Annotated in this window: 17 protein-coding genes and 1 pseudogene; 7 read left to right on the forward strand and 11 right to left on the reverse strand. The window is 66.7% G+C overall.

Going from position 1 to position 20,725, the window contains the following annotated elements:
- Positions 1-12 precede the first annotated feature (12 nt).
- A complete protein-coding gene (locus tag WJ542_RS28870; RefSeq protein ID WP_411192971.1) occupies positions 13-876 on the reverse strand; it encodes a phage tail protein in 864 nt (287 codons plus the stop codon).
- A 133-nt stretch (positions 877-1,009) separates the two neighbouring features.
- On the opposite strand from WJ542_RS28870, the gene WJ542_RS28875 reads away from it, so the two are divergent.
- The 4 genes from WJ542_RS28875 (at position 1,010) to WJ542_RS28890 (ending at position 7,823) form a co-directional block, all read left to right on the forward strand.
- Positions 1,010-1,873, forward strand: coding sequence for a M15 family metallopeptidase (locus tag WJ542_RS28875; RefSeq protein ID WP_411193535.1), 864 nt, complete (start codon positions 1,010-1,012; stop codon positions 1,871-1,873).
- A gap of 127 nt (positions 1,874-2,000) precedes the next feature.
- Positions 2,001-5,894, forward strand: coding sequence for a type VI secretion system membrane subunit TssM (tssM, locus tag WJ542_RS28880; protein WP_411192972.1), 3,894 nt, complete (start codon positions 2,001-2,003; stop codon positions 5,892-5,894).
- Complete coding sequence (gene tagF, locus WJ542_RS28885) at positions 5,891-6,880, forward strand: type VI secretion system-associated protein TagF (protein WP_411192973.1); 990 nt, start codon at positions 5,891-5,893, stop codon at positions 6,878-6,880. Before tssM ends, tagF begins: the two co-directional genes overlap by 4 nt.
- 4 nt (positions 6,881-6,884) lie before the next feature.
- The gene (locus WJ542_RS28890) at positions 6,885-7,823 is read left to right on the forward strand and encodes an OmpA family protein (RefSeq protein ID WP_411192974.1); all 939 of its coding nucleotides are present in this window, start codon (positions 6,885-6,887) and stop codon (positions 7,821-7,823) included.
- 103 nt (positions 7,824-7,926) lie between these two features.
- On the opposite strand, the pseudogene WJ542_RS28895 reads toward WJ542_RS28890, so the two are convergent.
- The 3 genes and pseudogenes from WJ542_RS28895 to WJ542_RS28905 form a co-directional block, all read right to left on the reverse strand.
- Positions 7,927-10,037 (reverse strand): annotated as a pseudogene (locus tag WJ542_RS28895) (phosphocholine-specific phospholipase C).
- Positions 10,038-10,632: 595 nt separating this feature from the next.
- Positions 10,633-11,889 carry an MFS transporter gene (locus WJ542_RS28900; protein ID WP_411192975.1) on the reverse strand — a complete coding sequence of 419 codons (1,257 nt, stop codon included), beginning with the start codon at positions 11,887-11,889 and terminating at the stop codon, positions 10,633-10,635.
- Entirely contained in the window at positions 11,886-12,338 is a 453-nt protein-coding gene (locus WJ542_RS28905; RefSeq protein ID WP_411192976.1) for a MarR family winged helix-turn-helix transcriptional regulator, read from the reverse strand. The genes WJ542_RS28900 and WJ542_RS28905 overlap by 4 nt, the downstream gene beginning before the upstream one ends.
- Positions 12,339-12,495: 157 nt before the next feature.
- Between WJ542_RS28905 and WJ542_RS28910 the strand changes: the two genes are divergently transcribed.
- Entirely contained in the window at positions 12,496-13,284 is a 789-nt protein-coding gene (locus WJ542_RS28910; protein WP_411192977.1) for an FRG domain-containing protein, read from the forward strand.
- Between the two features lie 62 nt (positions 13,285-13,346).
- Here the strand turns inward: WJ542_RS28910 and WJ542_RS28915 are convergent, their stop codons facing one another.
- Positions 13,347-14,174 carry an isocitrate lyase/PEP mutase family protein gene (locus tag WJ542_RS28915; RefSeq protein WP_411192978.1) on the reverse strand — a complete coding sequence of 276 codons (828 nt, stop codon included), beginning with the start codon at positions 14,172-14,174 and terminating at the stop codon, positions 13,347-13,349.
- Between the two features lie 204 nt (positions 14,175-14,378).
- Between WJ542_RS28915 and WJ542_RS28920 the strand changes: the two genes are divergently transcribed.
- The gene (locus tag WJ542_RS28920; protein ID WP_411192979.1) at positions 14,379-15,932 is read left to right on the forward strand and encodes a methyl-accepting chemotaxis protein; all 1,554 of its coding nucleotides are present in this window, start codon (positions 14,379-14,381) and stop codon (positions 15,930-15,932) included.
- 30 nt (positions 15,933-15,962) lie between these two features.
- On the opposite strand, the gene WJ542_RS28925 is transcribed toward WJ542_RS28920, so the two are convergent.
- Both WJ542_RS28925 and WJ542_RS28930 read right to left on the reverse strand, forming a co-directional pair.
- The gene (locus WJ542_RS28925) at positions 15,963-16,643 is read right to left on the reverse strand and encodes a cytochrome b/b6 domain-containing protein (RefSeq protein WP_411192980.1); all 681 of its coding nucleotides are present in this window, start codon (positions 16,641-16,643) and stop codon (positions 15,963-15,965) included.
- 22 nt (positions 16,644-16,665) lie between these two features.
- On the reverse strand, positions 16,666-17,307 hold the full coding sequence (locus WJ542_RS28930) for a DsbA family oxidoreductase (RefSeq protein WP_411192981.1): 642 nt from the start codon (positions 17,305-17,307) through the stop codon (positions 16,666-16,668).
- 157 nt (positions 17,308-17,464) lie between these two features.
- Between WJ542_RS28930 and WJ542_RS28935 the strand changes: the two genes are divergently transcribed.
- Positions 17,465-17,743 (forward strand): H-NS histone family protein, encoded by a 279-nt coding sequence (locus WJ542_RS28935; RefSeq protein WP_411192982.1) that lies wholly within the window; start codon positions 17,465-17,467, stop codon positions 17,741-17,743.
- Positions 17,744-17,772: 29 nt separating this feature from the next.
- On the opposite strand, the gene WJ542_RS28940 is transcribed toward WJ542_RS28935, so the two are convergent.
- The 4 genes from WJ542_RS28940 to WJ542_RS28955 are packed head-to-tail and all read right to left on the reverse strand — an operon-like array spanning position 17,773 to position 20,688.
- Positions 17,773-18,057 carry a hypothetical protein gene (locus WJ542_RS28940; protein WP_411192983.1) on the reverse strand — a complete coding sequence of 95 codons (285 nt, stop codon included), beginning with the start codon at positions 18,055-18,057 and terminating at the stop codon, positions 17,773-17,775.
- Complete coding sequence (locus WJ542_RS28945) at positions 18,054-18,596, reverse strand: hotdog family protein (RefSeq protein WP_411192984.1); 543 nt, start codon at positions 18,594-18,596, stop codon at positions 18,054-18,056. Before WJ542_RS28945 ends, WJ542_RS28940 begins: the two co-directional genes overlap by 4 nt.
- Positions 18,593-19,468 carry a beta-ketoacyl synthase chain length factor gene (locus tag WJ542_RS28950; protein ID WP_411192985.1) on the reverse strand — a complete coding sequence of 292 codons (876 nt, stop codon included), beginning with the start codon at positions 19,466-19,468 and terminating at the stop codon, positions 18,593-18,595. The genes WJ542_RS28945 and WJ542_RS28950 overlap by 4 nt, the downstream gene beginning before the upstream one ends.
- Positions 19,465-20,688: a beta-ketoacyl-[acyl-carrier-protein] synthase family protein gene (locus tag WJ542_RS28955; protein WP_411192986.1), complete on the reverse strand. Its 1,224-nt coding sequence runs from the start codon at positions 20,686-20,688 to the stop codon at positions 19,465-19,467. The genes WJ542_RS28950 and WJ542_RS28955 overlap by 4 nt, the downstream gene beginning before the upstream one ends.
- Positions 20,689-20,725: the final 37 nt, after the last annotated feature.

Consider the following 20,725-nt stretch of genomic DNA (forward strand, 5'->3'; position numbering starts at 1 on the left):
CGAGCCAGGGGACTACTGCTGCGCCTGCCTTTGCGCGGTCGGGCACGCGGGATCGGTGCCCCAGTGGCCATCGCACACGCGCCAGCGGCAAAGCTGGTCCTCGAAGAATCCGCGCGTCGAGCAATCTTTCACACGCGCGGCAAGCGTTGCGTTGCTTCCCGCCTTCGCGGAAACGGGCACCTCATCCGATTTCTTCGAACCGGCCGGCCGCGTGCGCGAAACGAGCGCTTCGATCAGATCCGCATCCGAGTCGTCGTTCTTGCCCGCCTGCCGCGCGGTCGCGTTGTGGTGCTTGTGCGCCTCGGCGAGTTCGGTTTGTCCGGTTCGATGTTTGCGGGCCGCTTCGGCTTGTGCCTGTGCTTTGCCGGAGGCGGGAGCAGGCTGCGTTGCGACCTTCGCCGCATCGGTCTTCGTGTTCGCGGCAGTCGGGGCCGAAGCCGCTTCGTCAACCGCGCCGTTCGCCAGGGCGCGCGACAAGCGATCCGCGTCCGGTGCGCTGGCGGCCTTCGCGGCGCTGTCGTCGTTGACGATCGTTGCGGTTTGCGGTGCCGGAGCGGCCGAACTCGCACCCTGCGCCGCCACGCTGCTCGCGTTTTGCGCGGCCGGCCCCGGCGCCGGAACGGCAACGGCCACGACCGTCGGGTGCTCGCCCGCTTTCTGCCAATGCCAGGCGCCCCAGCCGCCAACGGCAATCGCGGCGAGCGCAATCGCCGCCGCGAGCGGGGCCTTCGAGCGGCGCGGCGCTTCGGCGGCAGGCGCTACGCGTCCTTCGAGATTGGCGAGAATCCGCGCGGACTGCGTGCCGCCAGCCGGTTGCTGAGCCTCGGACAGCAGGCTCGGCGGAGTTTTCGAATTGGAGTTTTCCGGAGCACTCATTCAGCTCTCATTGAATCCTGCTTATTGAATCCTGGTTAATTTCGCCGCGATAATGAAGGCCGGCCTCCGAGCAGGCCTGATTCTAAGAGCAAGCAATGCAAAACACAATCGCTTCCATATACCGGGGTTTTCTTTGATCGCCTTTGCACTCGTCGCCTATTTCGTTCTTGCCGTCATGGCAACGGCAATGCTGCTGTTACCCGGTGTGCGTGCAACGGTTCTGGATTCCGCTGCCCAATTACGCGGCCGTTTTATGCGTCGCGCATCCGAACACGCCACCCGGACACGCAGCGAGATTGTCAAATCGGCAACTATTTCCAGAAACGCGCTTGAAGACGTGCAAAATATACTGGTCAAAAGGCGCTTGCTGATTATCGCCTCCGCGGGTATTCTTGCGACGCCTCCATTGATCGCGATTGCATTGCGCGGCAGGCAATTATTTCAATACGACGACACGGCTCGTGTACCGGACGAGAAAATCGCCGCTTTATTGCAAGGCGAACAACTCGTGCCGCCCGCGCCGTTACCGCCGGAAGTCTTTACCACCCGGGAAGTCGAGCAGATTCGGCCCGAACTGAAGGACGCGAGCCGCGACTGGAATTTGCTCGATGCGGACTTCCGCACGCGTCTCTTGCTCGTCTACAAGATCATGCACGACCAATACGGCTATGACATGGCGCTGCTGGAAGGGTATCGGAGCCCGGAACGGCAAAGCCGCCTCGCGCAACTGGGCGGCAACGTCACCAATGCGGGGGCGTTCCAGAGCTATCACCAGTACGGGCTGGCGGCCGACAACGCCTTTCTGCGCGACGGCAAGCTCGTCATCAGCGAAAAAGACCCTTGGGCGATGCGGGGCTATCAGCTTTACGGGCAGGTCGCGGAGCAGGTCGGGCTGACCTGGGGCGGCCGCTGGAAAATGATGGATCTCGGTCACGTCGAATATCACAAGCCCGGCTTCACCCTGGGAGGCAGCGCAAGCCAGACGGCCGAACCGTGAATAACGCCCCGATCGATGCCGGTCTCTCCCTGTCCGCTCGAATTCCCGACGACCCGGCGCGCCATCGCGCTCGCCGCCCGACGCGCGTGCGTCGTCCTATCGAATCGCACCGGAACCTGAACGTCCTATGCAACGCCTCTTCAACGTGCTGACCCACCCGCGCACGCTCTCGATCATCGGGATCGTTGCGCTTGCAGCGATCCTTTTCGTCGCGGCCGACGCGCTGCAGATCCCGTTCATCTGGCCCGCGCTCGTGCTGGCCGCGATTGTCGTGCTATGGTTGGCTGTCGCGCTATGGCGGCGCGCGCGGGTGAAGCGCGCGAACCGCAAGCTTGGCGAGGTGCTGGAGGAGCAGGCGGAGACCGGCAAGGTGGCGCCTGCCGCGGTGTCCCAGGGCTCGACGAAGTCCGCCGACCTCGACCAGCTCCGCTCGCGGCTCACCGAGGCGGTGAAGACCATCAAGACCTCGAAGATCGGCCAGGTCTCCGGCGGTTCCGCGCTGTACGAGCTGCCGTGGTACATCGTGATCGGCAATCCGGCCGCCGGCAAGAGCAGCGCGGTGCTGAACTCGGGCCTGCAGTTTCCGTTCGCCGACAAGAACAGCGCGGTCGTGCACGGTATCGGCGGCACGCGCAATTGCGACTGGTTCTTCACGACCGAAGGGATTCTGCTCGATACGGCGGGCCGCTATTCGGTGCACGAGGAGGACCGCTCCGAATGGCTCGGTTTTCTTGGCCTCCTGAAACGCCATCGCCCCAAGGCGCCAATCAACGGCATCGTGGTGATTGCGAGCATTGCGGAGCTCACGGGCAGCAAGCCCGAGGTGGCGATCAACCTCGCGAAGAACCTGCGCCAGCGCGTGCAGGAGCTTACCGAGAAGCTCGAAGTTTTTGCGCCCGTCTACGTGGTGTTCACGAAGGCCGACCTCATTACCGGTTTCACCGAATTTTTCAGCGGCAGCGATCAGCGCGAATACGACCGCGTCTGGGGCGCGACCTTGCCGTATGAGCCCGACGAGAAGCGCGACGTCGTCGCGCTCTTCGACGAGCGCTTCGAGGAGCTTTACGAGGGCCTGAAGGAGATCAGCGTCGCGCAGTTGTCGCTGTCGCGCGGCAACCAGCTTTCTCCGGGGCAGCTCAGCTTTCCGCTCGAATTCTCGACGGTCAAGCCCGCACTGCGCGCGTTCCTCGCGACGCTGTTCGAAAACAATCCGTTCCAATACAAGCCGGTATTCCGCGGTTTCTACTTCACGAGCGCACTGCAGGAAGGCGAGACGAACAGCGCGGCCGCCGAGCGCATTGCGCACCGCTTCGGCCTGAATGCGGAGTCGCTGCCGAAGCCCGCCACCACGTTCTCGAAGAACGGCTTCTTCCTGCGCGATCTGTTTTCGAAAGTGATTTTCGCGGATCGCCAGACCGTGCGCCAGTTCGCGAGCCCCACGAAAACGCGCTTTCGCTATGCCACGTTCTTCGGTTTCGTCGCCGTGCTGGCGCTCGCGCTCGGCGGCTGGACGTGGTCGACGATCAGCAACGAACAGCTTGTTTCGAATGTGCAGGCCGATCTCGACAACATCACGCGGCTGGAGCAGAACCGCACCGATCTGCAGTCGCGCCTGCAGGCGATGGACATACTCGAGGACCGCATCGAGCAGCTCGAACAGTTCCGCCACGACAAGCCGCTTTCCGTGTCGCTCGGGCTCTACCAGGGCGACCGGCTCGAAGCGCACCTGCTGACCGAGTATTACAACGGCGTGCGGCAGATCATGCTCGATCCGGTGGCGAACAATCTCGTGGCGTTCCTGCAGGAGGTCAACGAGCACCCGGACCAGCTCGCCCCGATGACGCATGCGCCGGAATCTGGCGCGGTGCAGGTCTCGATGGCCTCCGCGCCGGGTGCGACGGACGCCTCGCAGCAGGGCGGCCTTTATCGCGACGCGTCGCCGACCAACGTCGAAGACGCGTACAACGCGCTGAAGACCTACCTGATGCTCTCGGACAAGCGCCACGTCGAACAGGCGCATCTGACCGACCAGATCGCGCGCTTCTGGCGCGGCTGGCTCGAAACGAATCGCGGCAACATGCCCCGCGACGAGATGATCCGCAGTGCCGAGCGAATGATCACGTTCTATCTCTCGCGCGTAAACGACAACGACTGGCCGATGATCGACGCGAACCTCGCGCTCGTCGACCAGACGCGCGAAAACCTGCGCCACGTCGTGCGCGGAATGCCGGCGCGCCAGCGCGTGTACGAAGAGATCAAGGCGCGCGCGTCGACGCGCTTCGCGCCGATGACGGTCGCACGCATCGTCGGCGACGGCAATGCGAGCCTGATCGGCGGAAGCTACGCGATTCCGGGTACGTTCACGCGCGACGCGTGGTTCCAGTACGTGCAGCCCGCGATTCGCGACGCGGCGACGAAGGAGCTGCAGGCGAAGGACTGGGTGCTGAACACGGCGACGCAGGACGACCTGACGCTGGAGGGCAGCCCCGAGCAGATCCAGAAGGCGCTCGTCGGCATGTACAAGACCGAGTACGCGCAGCACTGGCAGCAGTTCATGCAGGGGATCACCGTGCAGGGCTTCACGAGCTTCGGTCAGGCTGTCGACGGCATGAACCGCCTGGGCGACCCGCAGGACTCGCCGATCCGCAAGGTGCTCCAGACCGCCTACGACCAGACTTCGTGGGACAACCCGTCGCTCGCGGCCGCAACGCTTAAAAAGGCGCAGTCGGGCATCGTGAACTGGGTCAAGGGCCTGTTCTCGCATGCAGCGGACAGCCAGGCCGCGAACATCGACATCAACGGCAATCCGGCGCCCGATACGCCGATGGGGCCGATCGGCCAGCAGTTCGTCGGCCTTGCGCGGATCGTCTCGAAGCAGGACGGCACGTCGATGCTCAACGGCTATATGGACTCGCTCTCGAAGGTCCGCACGCGCTTCAACACGATCAAGAACCAGGGCGACCCCGGCCCCGGCGCGCGTCAGCTCATGCAGCAGACGCTCGACGGCAACGGCTCGGAACTGGCCGATTCGCTGAAGTTCGTCGACGAGCAGATGCTGACGGGTCTTACCGACGCGCAACGCAGCGGGCTGCGTCCGCTGCTCGTGCGGCCGCTCATGCAGGCATTCGCCGTCGTGATCCAGCCGGCGAGCGTCGAGGTGAACAAGGTGTGGAACGCGCAGGTGTACCAACCATTCCAGGCGTCGCTGGCGAACAAGTATCCGTTCGCCCCGAACGCGAAGGTCGAGGCCGGCGCAAGCGAGATTGCGCAGACCTTCGGTCCGGACGGCTCGATCGCGAAGTTCGTCGGCACGACGCTCGGGCCGCTCGCGGTGCGCCGCGGCGACACGCTCTCCGCCCGCACGTGGGGCGATATGGGTCTCGCGCTGACGCCGGACTTCACGGGCGGCTTTGGCCACTGGATCGCGCCTTTGTCGGGCGGTGCGGCGGCGGGCGGCGCAAGCGGGGGCGGTTCGTCCGAACCGCAGACGGTGTTCCAGATCCTGCCGCAGCCTAGCCCCGGCACGACCGAGTACACGATTGCGATCGACGGCCAGCAACTGCGCTACCGCAATACGCCGCCGCAATGGACGAACTTCGTCTGGCCGAACCCGCAGGGCGCGCCGGGGGCGACGCTCTCCGCGACGACGTTCGACGGCCGCACGATCCAGCTCGTCAACGAGCCGGGCCGCTACGGTCTCGAGAAGCTCATCGATTCGGCGCAGCGCAAGCGGCGTCCGGACGGCACGTTCGACCTGGTGTGGACGCAGGGCAGCGTGAGCGTGGCCGTGACGATGCGCATCGTCAGCACGTCCCAGCCGACGAGCGGCACCGGCAACGCGCCGCAGCAACAAGGCCTGCTCGGCATGACGCTGCCGTCGTCGATCGCCGACGTGAGCGCAGGCGTGGCAGGGGGCTCGGCGGCAAGCACGGCGGCGGGAACTCCGGCCGCCGCCCAGCCGGGCTCGGCCGTTGCCGATGCAGCGGCTGCCAACCCATTGAACGCACAGGGGGCGCAATGACGCAAACGGTACAGGCGCAAATCGCCTATTTCGGCAAGATTCCGTCGCGCGGCGACTTCGTCAAAAGCCTGCACAATCCGCAACTGCTGCAAACGCTCGACCGCTGGATCGCCCAGGCGCTCGAACTGCTGGCCGAAGATCCGCGCTGGAAGATCGTCTACGAAAGCGCGCAGCCCATGCATTTCGCGTTCCTCGGTCCGCGCAGCCGGCTGGCGATCGCGGGCCATATGGTGGCGAGCCACGACCAGTCGAAACGGCGCTTTCCGTTCGTCGCGGCCACGGCGCTCGAAGTCGAGTCGCCGCTCGCCTTCCTCGCGCGCAGCCCGCTCGCGTTCGCGCGGCTGTGGGCGCGCGTGGCCGCGCAGATGCCGCCGCTCCTCGGCGAGACCGAGCCGCCCGGCGCGCTGCAGGCGCTAGGCGAGACACAGGCGCCGATCGACATCGGCGGACCCGGCAACTCGCACGACGGCACGTTTGCCGATTTCATCGAGCACCAGACGCTGTTCGGCCTCGAACAGATGCTGCTCGCGAGCGGCCATCCGGTGCGGCTCAAGGGGGCGATGCTCGCGCTCGGGTCGCTGCTGCGCCCGGTGATGCAGAGCGGTTCGTCGCACATCGAACGCGGTCTCACGCTGCCGCTGCCGGTCGATCCGTTCTACCGCAGCCTCGTCGCCGCATTCTGGCTCGAGCTGATCGCGCCGTTCGTGTCGCAGGCCGACTTCGAGATCGCGATCTTCATGGGCTCGATTGCCAGGCGCGAGCGTCTCGTCATCGGCTTCAACGGCGCTTCCGCGAAGACACTGCTGAGCGTCGTCGACCCGCAGACCTACGCCGCCCACAACATCGACATCGACGATCCGGAGTGGATCGATGCTCATGCGCAAAACGATCATCGGACCAGCAAGCTCGTCAGCTACCTCGACCAACCGCAACTGTCGCTGCGCGTCGCCATCGACGCGTTCCGCGAAGCCTTCATTGGAGGCTGAGGCCATGCGCGATTCGAATTACGTGCGCCGTACTTTGGCGGCGGCGCTTTTCGCCGCCGGCGTCGCGGCGTGCGGCGCGAGCGCGGCCGACGAGGGCGGTCCGGCCATCGTCACGCCGGTCACCAATGGCAGTGCGTCGGTACAGGTGACGGCGCTGCCGCCTTCGACCGGGGCATCGGTCGGGGCCGCGGCAGGACCGGGCGTGGCGCGTGCCGCGGCGATGGACATCCCGGCGCCCGCGAATGCGACGCCGGGGCAGGTCGTGGTGGGCGGCAAGGTGCCGGACGAGGCGACCAAGGCCGCCGTGCTGCAAAAGCTGCGCGATACCTACGGCGCGACGAACGTCGTCGACCAGATCGAAGTGGGCGACGTCGCGACGCCGCCGAACTGGAGCGCGAACGTGCAGAAGCTGATCGGGCCGTCGCTGAAGCAGATCAGCAAAGGACAACTGAAGATCGACGGCACGCAGATCGAGATGAAGGGCGAGGTCGGCAACGAGGCGCAGCGCCAGCAGATTGCGAGCGATATGGCCACGGCGCTCAACCCGACCTACACGATCCGCAACGGCTTGCGCGTGTCGGCTTCCGAGCAGGGATTGCTCGACCAGACGCTCGCGAACCGGACGATCGAGTTCGAGACCGGCAGCGCCACGCTGGCGCCGGAAGGCAAGCAGATCCTCGACCAGATGGCGGCCGCGCTTGCGAAGATGCCGACCCGCACTGTCGACATCATCGGTCATACCGACAATTCGGGCAGCCGGGCGTCGAACATCGCGCTGAGCCAGGCGCGCGCCGACGCCGTGAAAGGGTATCTCGTCACCAGGGGGATTTCGCCGCAGCAGATGACGACCACCGGCGTCGGACCGGACCAGCCCATCGCGTCGAACGATACGACCGACGGCAGGGCGAGGAATCGGCGGATCGAGTTCCGGGTGGGGCAGTGAGGGAAGCGGCACGCGTGGACTGACACCAGCGCGCCTCGCCGGACATTCTGCAAGCCATGGCCCGCCGCAAGGCGGAACCATGGCTTTTTCATGCGCGGTGCGCTCAGCCGCCCAGCGCCGGATCGCTATAGCTCGGCCGCCCCGTTTCCACGTGCCCGGCCACGCGCCGCACGAAGCTCGCGTCGGTATTGACCGTGATCGTCAGGTCATACCAGCCGTACGCGTTGCGCAGGTCGAGATAGAGCTGCTCTTCATCGCCGCCGCGCACCGTGCGCTGGATTTTTGCCGACGGATCGTAGGCATTGACGATCGTGAACTCGCACGCCGCGCGGCCCTTGTTTTCGAGCCGCAACTCCAGATTGCCGTTTGCCACGTCATAGCCGTCGGCCACTTCGGGCTGCGCCGTCGCGCTGCCGAAGAATCCGCTGCTTTGCGGCTGCGTGCCCGCGTAGCGACGCAGGAAACCGTTCGGTCCGAACACGCTGAAGTCGTACGTGCCCGCAGCGGCAACCGTCAACTGATCCTCCAGGCGCTTGCCGGCTTCCACCGTGTAGCTGAGCGGGGCAACCGTGCCGCCCGTTTCGTACACGAGGAAGGCTGCACCCGCGCGACCGGTGTTGATGAAGCGGATCCCGGCCTTGCCCGTCGCCGCGCCGGCTTCGAAGCGAACGAAGAACTCATAGGGCAACGCGCGGGCCGGGCGCACGCCAGGCTCTTGCGTCGGCACGCTGCCTACGGCTGGCGGCGTCGGCACGTAATCCGGGTGCCGGTTTTGATCCGGCGGCACGTAGCCGCTCGTGGAAGGCAGCGCGGGCAGGCTTTCGTTCGGCGTCAGGAAGTTGAACGCGACAGCAGATCGCCGCAGATCGCGCGGCGCCACGACGTGATGTTCGGCTCGGGCAGGCTGTGCTGTTCGCCGAAGCGCTTTTCGATGAAGCGGATCACCGAGGTGTGGTCGAAGGTCTCCGAGCAGACCCAGCCGCCGCGCGACCATGGCGAAACCACGATCATGGGCACACGCGGGCCGAGTCCGTAGGGGCCCGCCGGGTACTCGCTGTTGCCCGCGAAGATTTCGTTGGTGAGCGCGACGGTCGACAGTCCGTTGGTGCTCGAAGCCGGGGCGAACGGCGCCGCGACATGATCGAAGAAGCCGTCGTTCTCGTCGTAGTTGACGAGCAGCACGGTCTTGCTCCAGACCTCCGGATTCGACGTGAGAACCTGCAGGACCTGGTCCACGTACCACGCGCCGTAGTTCGCCGGCCAGTTCGGGTGCTCGGAGTAGGCCTCGGGCGCGACGATCCACGAGACTTGCGGCAGCGTGTTGTTCTGCACGTCGGTCTTCAGGATATCGAAGTAAGTGCCGTTGTTCGCGACGTTCGTTCCCGTGCGTGCGCGGTCATACAGGGGATTGCCGGACTGCGCGTTGCGGTACTGGTTGAAGTAGAGCAGCGAGTTGTCGCCGTAGTTGCCGATGTACGCGTCTTCGGTCCAGCCCCACGAGCCCTGTGCGTTCAGACCCGTGCCGATGTCCTGGTAGATTTTCCACGAGATGCCGGCGCTCTGCAGCACCTCGGGGAACGTCGACCAGCCGTAGCCCAGCTCGGCGTTGTCGATCACCGGGCCGCCGCCGCTGCCGTCGTTGCCCACCCAGCCGGTCCACATGTAGTAGCGGTTCGGGTCGGTCGGCGCCATCGTCGAGCAATGGTAGGCGTCGCAGATCGTGAACGAGTCGGCGAGCTGGTAGTGGAACGGGATGTCGTCGCGCGTGAGATACGCCATCGTCGTGGGGCCCTTGGCCGGCACCCACTGGTTGTAGAGGCCGCCGTTCCAGGCCTGGTGTGTCGTGGTCCAGTCGTGCGCCAGATCCTGAATGAACTGCAGGCCGAGGTTGGGCGCGGTCGGATGGAACGGCAGCACCTGGCCTACGCCGCCCACGCCTGGCTGGTTCCACACCGGCTGGCCGCCGGGCAGCGTGATGGCGCGCGTGTCGCCGAATCCGCGCACGCCGCGCAGCGTGCCGAAGTAGTGGTCGAAGGAGCGGTTTTCCTGCATCAGGATGACGATGTGCTCGACATCGCGGATGCTGCGGGTGCCGTTGTTGGCGGGAATTGCGAGGGCGTTGCGGATGCCGGCCGGCAGCATCGTCAGCGCGGTGGCGGAGCCGGCGGTCATCGCGGCGGCACGCAGAAAGTCACGGCGGGTTCTCGAGGCCATTCGTTGTTCCAGTCTTCATCGAGGTTGGGCAAACGCACGCGGCACGTCGGTCCTGCGCGTAAACGGCCATGTGCGGACGGTACTTCAGTCTGCGGTGTGAATCACGGGTGTAACGAGCGGATCGATAGCGGGGCCGCCGTCTGCGGGCGGCCCTGCGGGTGTTCGTACGGCGAGGGGAGGGAGCGCGACTTCCGGTGCGCTTCCCGCGCTCTGTGCGGTGTTTTCGGGTGTGATCGCCGTGGCGACCTGGGGCGTTGGCGCGCCCGCCAGTTCGCGAGCGGCGGATTGGGTCAGAGTCGCGCGATCGTCGTCATGCCCGCTGCATGCGGCTAGCGCGCAGAGGGCCAGCGCGCAGACCGGCCAAAACCCTTGCGCGCGCAACGGCCAGGCCATGAAAGCCATTCGCAAACGTTTGCGCGGCAGCTTGCGCAACGCAGCGCTTGCCCGCACGAATCCGGATGTCATCGATGCCCCCATGCTACGCACGGTAATAATCGGTAAGGAACAGCAAGGCACGCAGGAGAATAGCGGAGCCGCTTTTAAGATTTATGACGAGAGCGCAGCGAGGATATATTTTTCAGGAGATCGCGCGGTGTCACGGCGAGCCGGGCGGCGTCGGTTCGTCCGGAAGCGCGTCGGTCCGCACATTCGCACGCATCGTGCGCCACGCGACGAGCGCCGAGGCGAACCCCGACGCTGCGCCCACCATCAGCGCCCAGCGCGGCCCGCAATGATCCGCCACCCAGCCCACGATCGGTGCACCGATGGGCGTGCCGCCCAGCGCGACGGCGAGGCGGATGGCCAGCACGCGGCCGCGCATGGCGGGCTCGGTGGAGAGCTGCATGAGGCTGTTGGTGGTAGTCGTGACGGTGAGCGCGGCGATGCCGATCAGTACGAGCGCCGCGCCGAACCAGCCGTAGGCGGGCGCGATTGCAGCGAGCGTGCAGCCGAGCCCGAACAGCGCGGACGCCATGAGCAGCGAGTCGAAGCGCGGCCGGCTGCGGCGCGCGCCGATGAGTGCGCCGGTCACGGTGCCCACGGCCATCAGCGAGGACAGGAGGCCGTAGCCACCGGCGTTGGCGTGAAAGACGCTCACGGCCATCGTGGAGATGAAGATCGGGAAGTTGAGGCCGAACGTGCCGATCAGCGCCAGCATGAAGAGGATCGACCGGAGGTCCGGCCTCGCCCACACGTAGCGGAACCCGGCCGTCATGCTGCCGCGTGCGGGATGGGCGCGTTCGCGCACGCGCAGATCCTGCGTGCGCAGGCGCGTGAGCGAGACCAGTACGGCGACGAACGAGAGGCCGTTGAGCACGAACGCCCAGCCCACGCCCACCGACGCGATGACGAGCCCCGCCACCGCCGGCCCGATCATGCGCGCGGCATTGAACGAGGTGGAGTTCAGCGCGACGGCATTGGAGAGGTCGCCGTCACCGACCAGTTCCGAGACGAAGGTCTGCCGCACCGGCGAATCGAGCGCCGTCGTGCAGCCGAACAGGAACGCGAACGTATAGACCTGCCAGAGCTGCACGACGCCCGCAACGGTCAGCACGCCGAGCAGGAGCGCGAGGGCGCCGAGCGTGGCCTGCGTGATCATGAGCAGGCGGCGTTGATTGAAATGGTCGGCGGCGTAGCCGGACCAGGGCAACAGAAGGAGCTGCGGGCCGAACTGCAGGCCCATGACAATGCCCACGGCCGCCGCGCTGTGATGCGTGAGTCCCGTGAGCACGAGCCAGTCCTGCGCCGTGCGCTGCATCCAGGTGCCGATGTTGGAGACGAGCGCGCCTGCCGACCACACGCGGTAGTTGAAGCTGCGCAGCGAACGGAACATGCCGTCGGGCGAGACGCTCATGCCTCGGCCAGCCGTTGCAGCAGATCGAGGGCGGCGGCCAGCTCTTGCTGCTCGTCGGCCGAGAGACGAGCCTCGATCGTGCGCGTGAGCCAGTCCTGGCGCGCGGCGCGGCTTTCGCGCAGCCACGTCGCGCAGGCATCGGTCAGCGACCAGAGGGTCTGGCGGCCATCGTCGGGATCAGGGAGGGCGTTCAAGAGGCCCGTGGCCTCCAGTTGCGCAATCACGGCCCCCATCGACTGGGGACGCATGCCTTCCGCGCGCGCCAGGCTCGACACCGTGCCGGCGCCTTCGCGCTCGAGTCGCACGATCACCGCCACCTGCGACGGCGTGAACTCGCCGGGGCTCGCCTGCTCGCGCAGGCGGCGCCGAAGCCTGGCCATGAGGGCACGGATCTCGCTCGCGAGCTGAGCCGGGAGTTCCGGCCCGGATTGCGCGTTTTGACGGGTCATGGACGCATTCTACGAGATATGAAGGTAAGCTTCAAAGCTGACCTTCATACCTGCCCGAACCTGGACCCGCTACAGCCTTCATCGCGCCGTCGCGCTACGGCGTTAAGATCGGCGCGACGGCAGGCAGACGCACGGCTTTACCTGGATGGGAGACGCGATGCAGACCACCGTACTCACCGACTGGCAACAGTTCATGGCATTGACGACGCAGCTCGACGGCTGGGCGTTTCGCGGCCAGCAGAACGCGTCCTGGCAGCTGGAAAGCTCGCTCTCGCGCTACATGCGCGATTACGTGCAGGACCGCAGCCAGTGGCGCTCGCGCGAGGAGCGGGCGATCCGCGTGTTCCGGCGCAAGGCGCACAACTTTCTCGCGCATCCCGCGCTGCTCGCGGACGATCTGCGCTGCCTCGCGCTGATGCAGCACCACGGTGCGCCCACGCGTCTGCTCGACTTCACGAAGAGTCCGTTCGTGGCCGCGTTTTTCGCGCTCGAACGCGCAACGGGCGACGCCGCCGTGTTCGCGCTGAACACCCCCGCGCTCTGGAACAGCCGCGCGTTGCCTCTCGCCAACCCGGCGCTCACGCGCGACGTGATCGATCCGCGCGCGCACGACAATTTTCAGCAGTATTTCTTCTCGAACGCGAACGAAATCCTCTGGTCGGGCGAACCCACGGAAATGGACGACCGGCTCGTCGCCCAGTCGGGCACCTTCGTCGTGCCGGGCGTCATCGACAAGTCGCTGCAGGCGATCCTGGACGGCTACGAGAGCAACGAGGAGCTGCTGCACAAGATCGTGCTGCCCAAGGCCATGCGCATGGATGCGATGAAATGGCTCTACCGGATGAACATCACGAACGCTTCGCTCTTTCCGGGGCTCGACGGACTCGCGCGGTCGATCGCCGTGGAGCTGGAGATCGTCTGGTCGGGGCTGATGTCGTCGTCCTGAGACTTCCGGGCTTTCGGACCCGTTAGCGCGAAGCGTCCGGCTGTCACCTTGTCACCTGGCGCTCATTCGGCCCCCGGCTTGAAAAGCGCATTGAGCTCGGCGCCCGACGCCGCGCCTTCGAAGCCGTCGAAGCGTCCCCCGGCGAGCAACTGGGCCGCGCGCGTGAAGCCACCCCACGCGGCGCGAGCGAGTGCGCCTCCCACGCTCACGCGCCGCACGCCCATCGCGGCGAGATCCGGCAGCACGAAGGGCGAAACGCCGCCCACGAGCACGTTGACGGGTTTCGGCGCGACGGCGGCCACGACGGCTTCGATCTGCTCGCGGGTTTTGAGGCCCGGCGCGTAGAGGCAGTCGGCGCCGGCCTGCGCGTAGGCGGTGAGCCGGCGGATCGTTTCGTCGAGATCGGCCCGGCCCACGAGAAAATTCTCCGCCCGGCCAACGAGCAGCGTGTCGCCGCCCTGAGCGTCGATGGCGCGGCGCGCGGCCGCGATCCGCTCGACCGCCTCGTCGAGCGGAAAGAGCGGCGCCGCGGCGTCGCCGGTCGAGTCTTCGATGGAGAGACCCGCCACGCCCGCCTGGACCGCGAGGCCGACGCTTTCGGCCACGCCCGCGGGATCCTGGCCGAAGCCGTTTTCGAAATCGGCGTTCACGGGCAGGTCCGTTGCGTCCACGATGGCGCGCAGATGGGCGAGCACGGCCTCGCGGCTGACGGTGTTGTCGGCGTGTCCTGTCGACCATGCGAAGCCGGAACTGGTGGTGGCGAGCGCCTTGAAGCCGAGGTGTTGCAGATAGCGGGCGCTGCCGGCATCCCAGGGATTGGGCAGCATGAAACAGCCGGATTCATGCAGGGCGCGAAAGGCGGCGCGTTTTTCTGCGGCGGTGCGGGGCATGGAACGTCTCCTTTTCAGGACGGGTTGACCGGGGAGCCATGAAGCGAAACCGGAAGATGAGCACGAAGATAAACGTAAAGTACCTTGGCGCAAGATTACCCAGACTAATGACGTGTATACGGGAAAAGCACCGAAAAAGCTTTAAAGGGCAGCGCAGCATGCGCCGTTAGCTGATTGGAAAACGACGCTTCCATTCAGGACATCATGCCGAGAAAACTGACTGTATTGCAAAAACTGCTGACCACCTTCGGCGCCGTGGCCATCATCGGCGCCGCCTGCGGGGGCGTGGGCATCGCCACGCTCTCGCGCATGTACGGTCTCACGCGCGACGTTGCGCAAAACCACGTGCAGGGCATTTACCTGCTCAGCGAAATCGCGCGCAACAAGCTTTCCACCGACCTGGACGCGGCCAACCTCGGCTATGCGCACTCGGACGCCGGCAAGCAGTCCCTCATCGAAGACATCCGGGTGAAGCTTGGGGCCATGGATCAGTCGATGCACGAGTACGGCGAACTCGCGGGGCAAACGGAGGAGGGGCAGGCGCTCTTCGCCGACCTGCAGCGCACCAACGACGTCTGGGAACCCATCGTCAGGCAGGAAGCCGGTTTCTCCCCGCTGCAGCCGCAATATGCCGACCACGATCTGCTCGTGCACGACGCCATTGCGGCGAGCGACAAGATGAAGACGGCCATTGCGTCGCTCGCCGCGTACCGCAAGAAGCGCGCGGACGATGCCGCCGCGAACGCGGCCAGCCTGTACGCGAGCATGAGCATCCTGCTGTCCACGCTCGTCGTGGCGGGCTTCGTCGCCAGCATGGCGTTCGGCGTGTTCATCGCGCGCCAGCTTCAGCGGCAACTGGGCGGCGAGCCGGCGCAGGCCCAGGACGTTGCGCGGGCCATCGCCGACGGCAATCTCGCTTCGCCGGTGCCGCTGCGCGAAAAGGACACGACGAGCCTGATGGCCGCGCTCGCCTCGATGCAGGGCCGGCTGCGCGAGATCATCGGCACGATCCAGGTGTCGAGCGATTCGATCGTGACGGCTTCGGGCGAAATCGCCCGCGGCAACCTCGACCTCTCGCAGCGCACCGAAGAGCAGGCCGCCTCGCTCGAGGAAACGGCGGCGAGCATGGATGAGCTCACCTCCACGGTCAGCGCGAACAGCGCTTTCGCCGCCGACGCGCTGCGGCTTGCCGAACATTCGTCGCAGGCGTCCGCGGATAGCGGCGCGGCCATGCAGGAACTCTCGGGCAGCATGGGGTCGCTCGTGAGCCACGCGAGCAAGATTACCGAGATCATCGCGACCATCGACGGCATCGCTTTTCAGACCAACATCCTGGCGTTGAATGCCGCCGTCGAGGCGGCGCGCGCGGGCGAACAGGGCAAGGGCTTCTCGGTCGTGGCGAGCGAAGTGCGCAGCCTCGCGCAGAAGAGCGCGGTGGCGGCCAAGGAGATCAAGCAGTTGATCGACACGACCACGCAGGACATCCGCGGCGGCTCGCAGGTGACCGAGCGCACGGCCGAATCGATGACCGCCGTGAAGAGCGCCGTCGAGCGCGTGGCTGCGCTGATGCGCGACGTGACCTCGGCGTCGGATCATCAGAGCACGGGCATCGCGCAGATCAACCAGGCGATGCGGCAGATGGATGCGGTCACGCAGCAAAACGCGGCGCTCGTCGAGGAGGCCGCCGCCGCGGCGCAGAGCCTGAGCGAGCAGGCCGCATCGCTCAGGCAGAGCGTTTCGGCGTTCAGGCTGCACTGAGGTTCTGGGGCTCTGAAGCTCGCGGTGGCGTCAGAGGTAAGCCGCGAGCAGGGCCACGATCGTCGCGGCGAGCGCCATCAGCAGCGCCGCGAGCCAGAGGGAGGTGCGCGCGGGCGCGCGTATCGCGGCCGGCAGGCTTTTCTTGCCGGTGAGCATGGGGCCGAGCAGGTTATGGCCTTTCGCGAGCGCATAGACCGCGATTGCGCACACATGCAGCACGACGGCCGCCAGCAGCACGTCCCATCCCCAGGCATGCAGCTTCGCAATGGCGTTCGCCATGGCGGCGGGGACGATTTCGCTGAGCGGCCCTTCGTCGGCGATGTCGTTGTTGTCGTAGAGACCGCTCAGCGTTTCCGCGAGGAGAAGCGCGAGCAGGAGGAGGACCATCCAGCCGCCCGCCGGATTGTGGCCGACCTGAAGATCGGGCTCGCGCCGCAACAGGTGCCTCAGATGGCGCCAGGCCGTGGCCGGCGACGCGACAAAGCTGCGAAAGCGCGCAGTCTCGCCGCCGGCCACGCCCCACATCAGCCGGAACAGCACAAGCACGAGCAGCGCTTCGCCGAACCGCACGTGCCACTCCATCCAGTTCAGGCGCTGCGTTGCCCAGCAGGCCGCCACGAGCGCAACGGCGAGCCAGTGGAAGAGCCGGGTGGGAAAGTCCCAGACGCGCACCGACCGTGCGCCGGCGGTTTCGGGGCGTCCGGATTCCATGGGTTCGCGCGGCAAAGGGGGATCAGGTCTTCGAGAGGATCTGGCCGATGGCCTGCTCGAAGGCCGCCACCGGCTGGCCGCCCGAGAGCAGATAGCGGTCGTTGAAGATGATCGACGGCACCGAGTGAATGCCCATCGCCTGATACTGCTGCTCCTCGGCGCGCACTTCGTCGGCGTAGGCGCCGTTTTGCAGCACTTCGCGTGCCTGCGCGGCGTCGAGTCCGACCGATTGCGCGGCTTCGACCAGCACGTCGTGATTGCCCATATCCTTGCCTTCGCCGTGGTAGGCGCGCAAAAGCGCGAGCTTCAGCGGCACCTGCTTGCCTTCGAGCCCCGCCCAATGCAGCAGGCGATGGGCGTCGAAGGTGTTGTACACATGCTCGCGCGTGCCGAACGCGAAGCCGACCTCGGCGCCGCGCTCGCGGATCATGGCCTGGGTTTCGGCAATCTGTTCCGGCGTGCGGCCGTATTTTTTGCCGAGATAGTCGACGATCGATTCCCCGTCCGGTCCCATCTGCGGATTCAGCTCGAACGGATGCAGGACGATCTGCGCGTCGACCTTGTCGCCAAGGCGCTCCAGCGCGAGCTGCAGCGAGGAGAGACCGATCGCGCACCAGGGGCAGGCGATATCCGAGACAAAATCGATCTTGAGTGGCTGTGTCATGGCATTCCTTGTCAAAGGCTGATTGCGCACAGGGTAGCCCGAAACGCCGATCGCTGCAGAGGACGCCACGACTCCGGGCGTGCCCGGTTCGCCCTCACGCAATGCGGAATGGGCGGATAGAATACGAGGCCTGTTGTTCCTGTCTCACGATAGTCCCATGTCCACGTATCTCGAACTGATCGCCCGCAAGCGGGAACTCGACGCCCAGATTGAAAAAGCCCGCGCGCAGGCTGCCGCCGAAGCGCTCGCCGCGGCGCGCGCCGCGATTGCCGAATTCGGTTTCACGCCCGAAGATCTCTTCGGCAAGGCAGCGAAAACCACGAAGGCGGCGAAGAAGCGCGCGGGCCAGGCGGCCCGCAAGCCGCGCGCCGGCAACGATGCGGACGGCGGGACGCTCGATCTGTTCGCGCCGGCCAACCTGAATCACGCCGGTTAGGGCGTGCCTGACGCGGCGCGTTCAGGCCATCACGTCTCGTGCTTGTCGTCGCTGTCGTCTTTGTGGAATACGCGCTTCGTCGCGCGCTTGGTGGCCTCGTAGCCTTCGCGCGACGCGTGGGCGATGCCGTGGCCAACCGACCTCGCGGCGTTCGCCGTGGCATGGCCGAAGCTGCGTGCGGCGTGCCCGGTCGCCGTGGCGGCCGACTTGGCGTCGTGCTTGATGTCCTCTTTCGCTTCGTGGATGTCGGCGCGGGCCACGGAGCTGATCATGCCGAGCAGCAGCGCGACCACAATGAATCGATGGGTTTTCACGTCGAATCTCCTGTTGGGGTTGAGTTGGCCGCCCGTGCCTGCGCGGCGGACGCGTCCAGCATCACGGCGGCGCGGCCGGACAGCAGCAGCGCTTCGCCGCAGCGAACCGTAAAGCCGTAGAGAACGGTGTTGCCGTCGCCGCTCAGGCGTTCGGCCTCCACCGCGAGGGGGGCTTCGAAGGTGTCGAGGCGCGCGGCATGCGCTTCGACGCCGCGTACGCTCGCGAGATAGCCCACGCGCGGACGCTGCTGCGCCGCCTCATTCTGGCCACCGGCGAGCGCGCCATGCACGGCCATCGCTTGCGCCGCGTATTCGATGCCGCAGACCGAGGCGAGCCGCCCCTGCGAGCGCAGCGGGTTGTGGGGATCGCGGTGGCTGGTCGCGGTGCAGCAGATGCGGGCTTCGTCCCAGGCATCGATGCGGTCGAGCAGGCACATCGTGCCGGCGTGCGGAATGTGCGCGGCGATCCAGGCGCGGTTCAGCGGTGCGGCGAGCGGCGCAGCGGCGGGAGAAGCGCCTCGGGAAACATCTTGCGTCATCGCGAGCGCTCCGCCGCTGTGTCTGGCGTTGTGTCCGGCGCAGTGTTCAGCGCAGTGTTCAGAATAGTCACGTCGATCTGCACGCGCATCTCAGGCAGATAGTCGAGCACCACGCTCGAAGCGCGGCGCGTTGCGATGGCTTCGAGCAGCGGCAGGACGCGCGCCGCCGGGTTGGACACGCGCAGGGCCTCCAGTTCGGGCGAAGCGAGCGTCGTCGCGGGCGCGTCGGTGAGCGTCATCGTGACGTGCGCGAGCGCGCGTTGCGGATCGGCGGCAGGCGTCACCGAGGCAAGCGGCGCCAGTACCAGCGCCACGCCGAAGGCGTCCTCGATCAGGCGCACCGCGTGCAGCGGTTCGGGGTAGTCGGCATCGTACGCGATCAGCAGGGTCGGCACGCCGTCCACCGCGACCTGGCAAACGCTCTCGATGAGGCCCGCGGCGAAGCTGCCGTCGTACGCGCAAAGCACGTTAGAAGCGGCCCGCGAGCGCGCTGCGATGCTCCAGTAGCCGGCGGGGGCGTTGTGGACGGAGTTATGAAAGCGCGTAGGCGAGAGCTGGCGGTCGTCGCCCGCCAGCGTTTCGCAGATCGTGTGGCAGTTCGGGCCATCGCCGCCCGATGCGGTGAAGACGGCGGCCAGCGTCGTGCCGTCGCGTCCGCTGGCGGCCACGGCCTCGTGGCCTACGGCCAGCGCGGTTTTCACGATCGGGCCGGTACGGCGCCGTTCGGCGGGAGGCAGGCCTGCGGGCGGCGGCAGCACGGTGCGCGCGCTCGCGTAAGGGCTGCGGCCCGCCAGCACGTCGGCGGCCTGCGGCCAGTCGGCAAGGCCTGGCCCGATGAGGCCGATGCTTTCGATGCAGGCGTTCAGTTTCATGGTCGATGCTCGCGCAGCGCATGGGTCGCGCGGCCAAAAATCAGGCTGCAGTTCGTCCCGCCGAAGCCGAACGAATTGCTGAGGACCGTGTGCAGGTCGGCGTCGCGGTTTTGCAGGATGTAGTCGAGGCCGAGCGCCGCGTCGGCTTGCGTGGTATTCACGCCTGCGGGCATGAAACGGTGGCGCAGCGCGAGCGCTGCGATCACGGCCTCCAGCGCGCCGGCCGCGCCCAGCGTATGGCCGGTCGCCCCCTTGCTCGAACTGCACGGTGTGCCTTCGAACAGCGCGGTGATCGCGCGGCTTTCCGCTGCGTCGTTGCTGGGCGTGGCGGTGCCGTGCAGATTGATATAGCCGATCTCGCGCGGCGTAAGGCCGGCCGTCGCGAGCGCCTGCTCGATCGCCGTGCGCGCGCCGAGCCCTTCCGGGTGCGGCGCCGACATATGATGCGCGTCGCTCGATTCGCCTACGCCGAGCAGCAGGATCGCCTCGTCGTCGAGCGCACCGCCTGGCCCGGGCAAGCGTTCGAGGAGGGCGAATGCCGCCGCTTCGCCGATCGAGATGCCGTCACGCGCAACGTCGAACGGGCGGCAGGGTTGGCGCGACAGCAATTCGAGCGAATTGAAGCCATACAGCGTAGTGAGGCACAGCGAATCGACGCCACCTACGACGGCGGCGTCGATGAGCCCCGCCTCGATCATGCGCCGCGCCGACCCGAATACCTTCGCGCCGGACGAGCATGCGGAGGAAATTGCCGTCGCGGGCCCGCGCAGCGCGAAGTACGCGCGCACGAAAGCCGCGACCGAATAGGGATTGTGGGTCTGCGCATAGCGAAAGCCCGTGGGCAGCACGCCGCTCTCCGGCGCGCGCTGCCGGTAGGCCCTTTCCGTTTCGAGGATTCCGCTCGTGCTCGTACCGATGAAAACGCCCACGCGTTCGGCCCCGTAGCGGGCGGCGGCCGCTTCGACGCTTGCGGCAAAGCCGTCCTGCGTGAGGCCGATCTGTGCGAGACGGTTGTTGCGGCAGTCGTAGTCGGCGAGGTCGGCGCGCAACACTTCGGTGTCGACGCCTGCCACTTCGCCCGTCCAGGTGTCGAGCTCCGCGCGCTCGAAACGGCACGGCGCGAGGCCGCTCTTCTGGCCGCGCAGCGCGTCGAGCGTCGCGTCGAGCCCGCGCCCGATACAACTGGCGGCGGTGAAGTGCGAGAGCAGGAGAGGTTTCACGAAGGTCGTATCCAGTGAGGGCCGCGCTGGCGGCGAA

Origin of the sequence: Paraburkholderia yinzeri (genome assembly GCF_046581065.1) — a bacterium.
GTDB lineage: Bacteria > Pseudomonadota > Gammaproteobacteria > Burkholderiales > Burkholderiaceae > Paraburkholderia.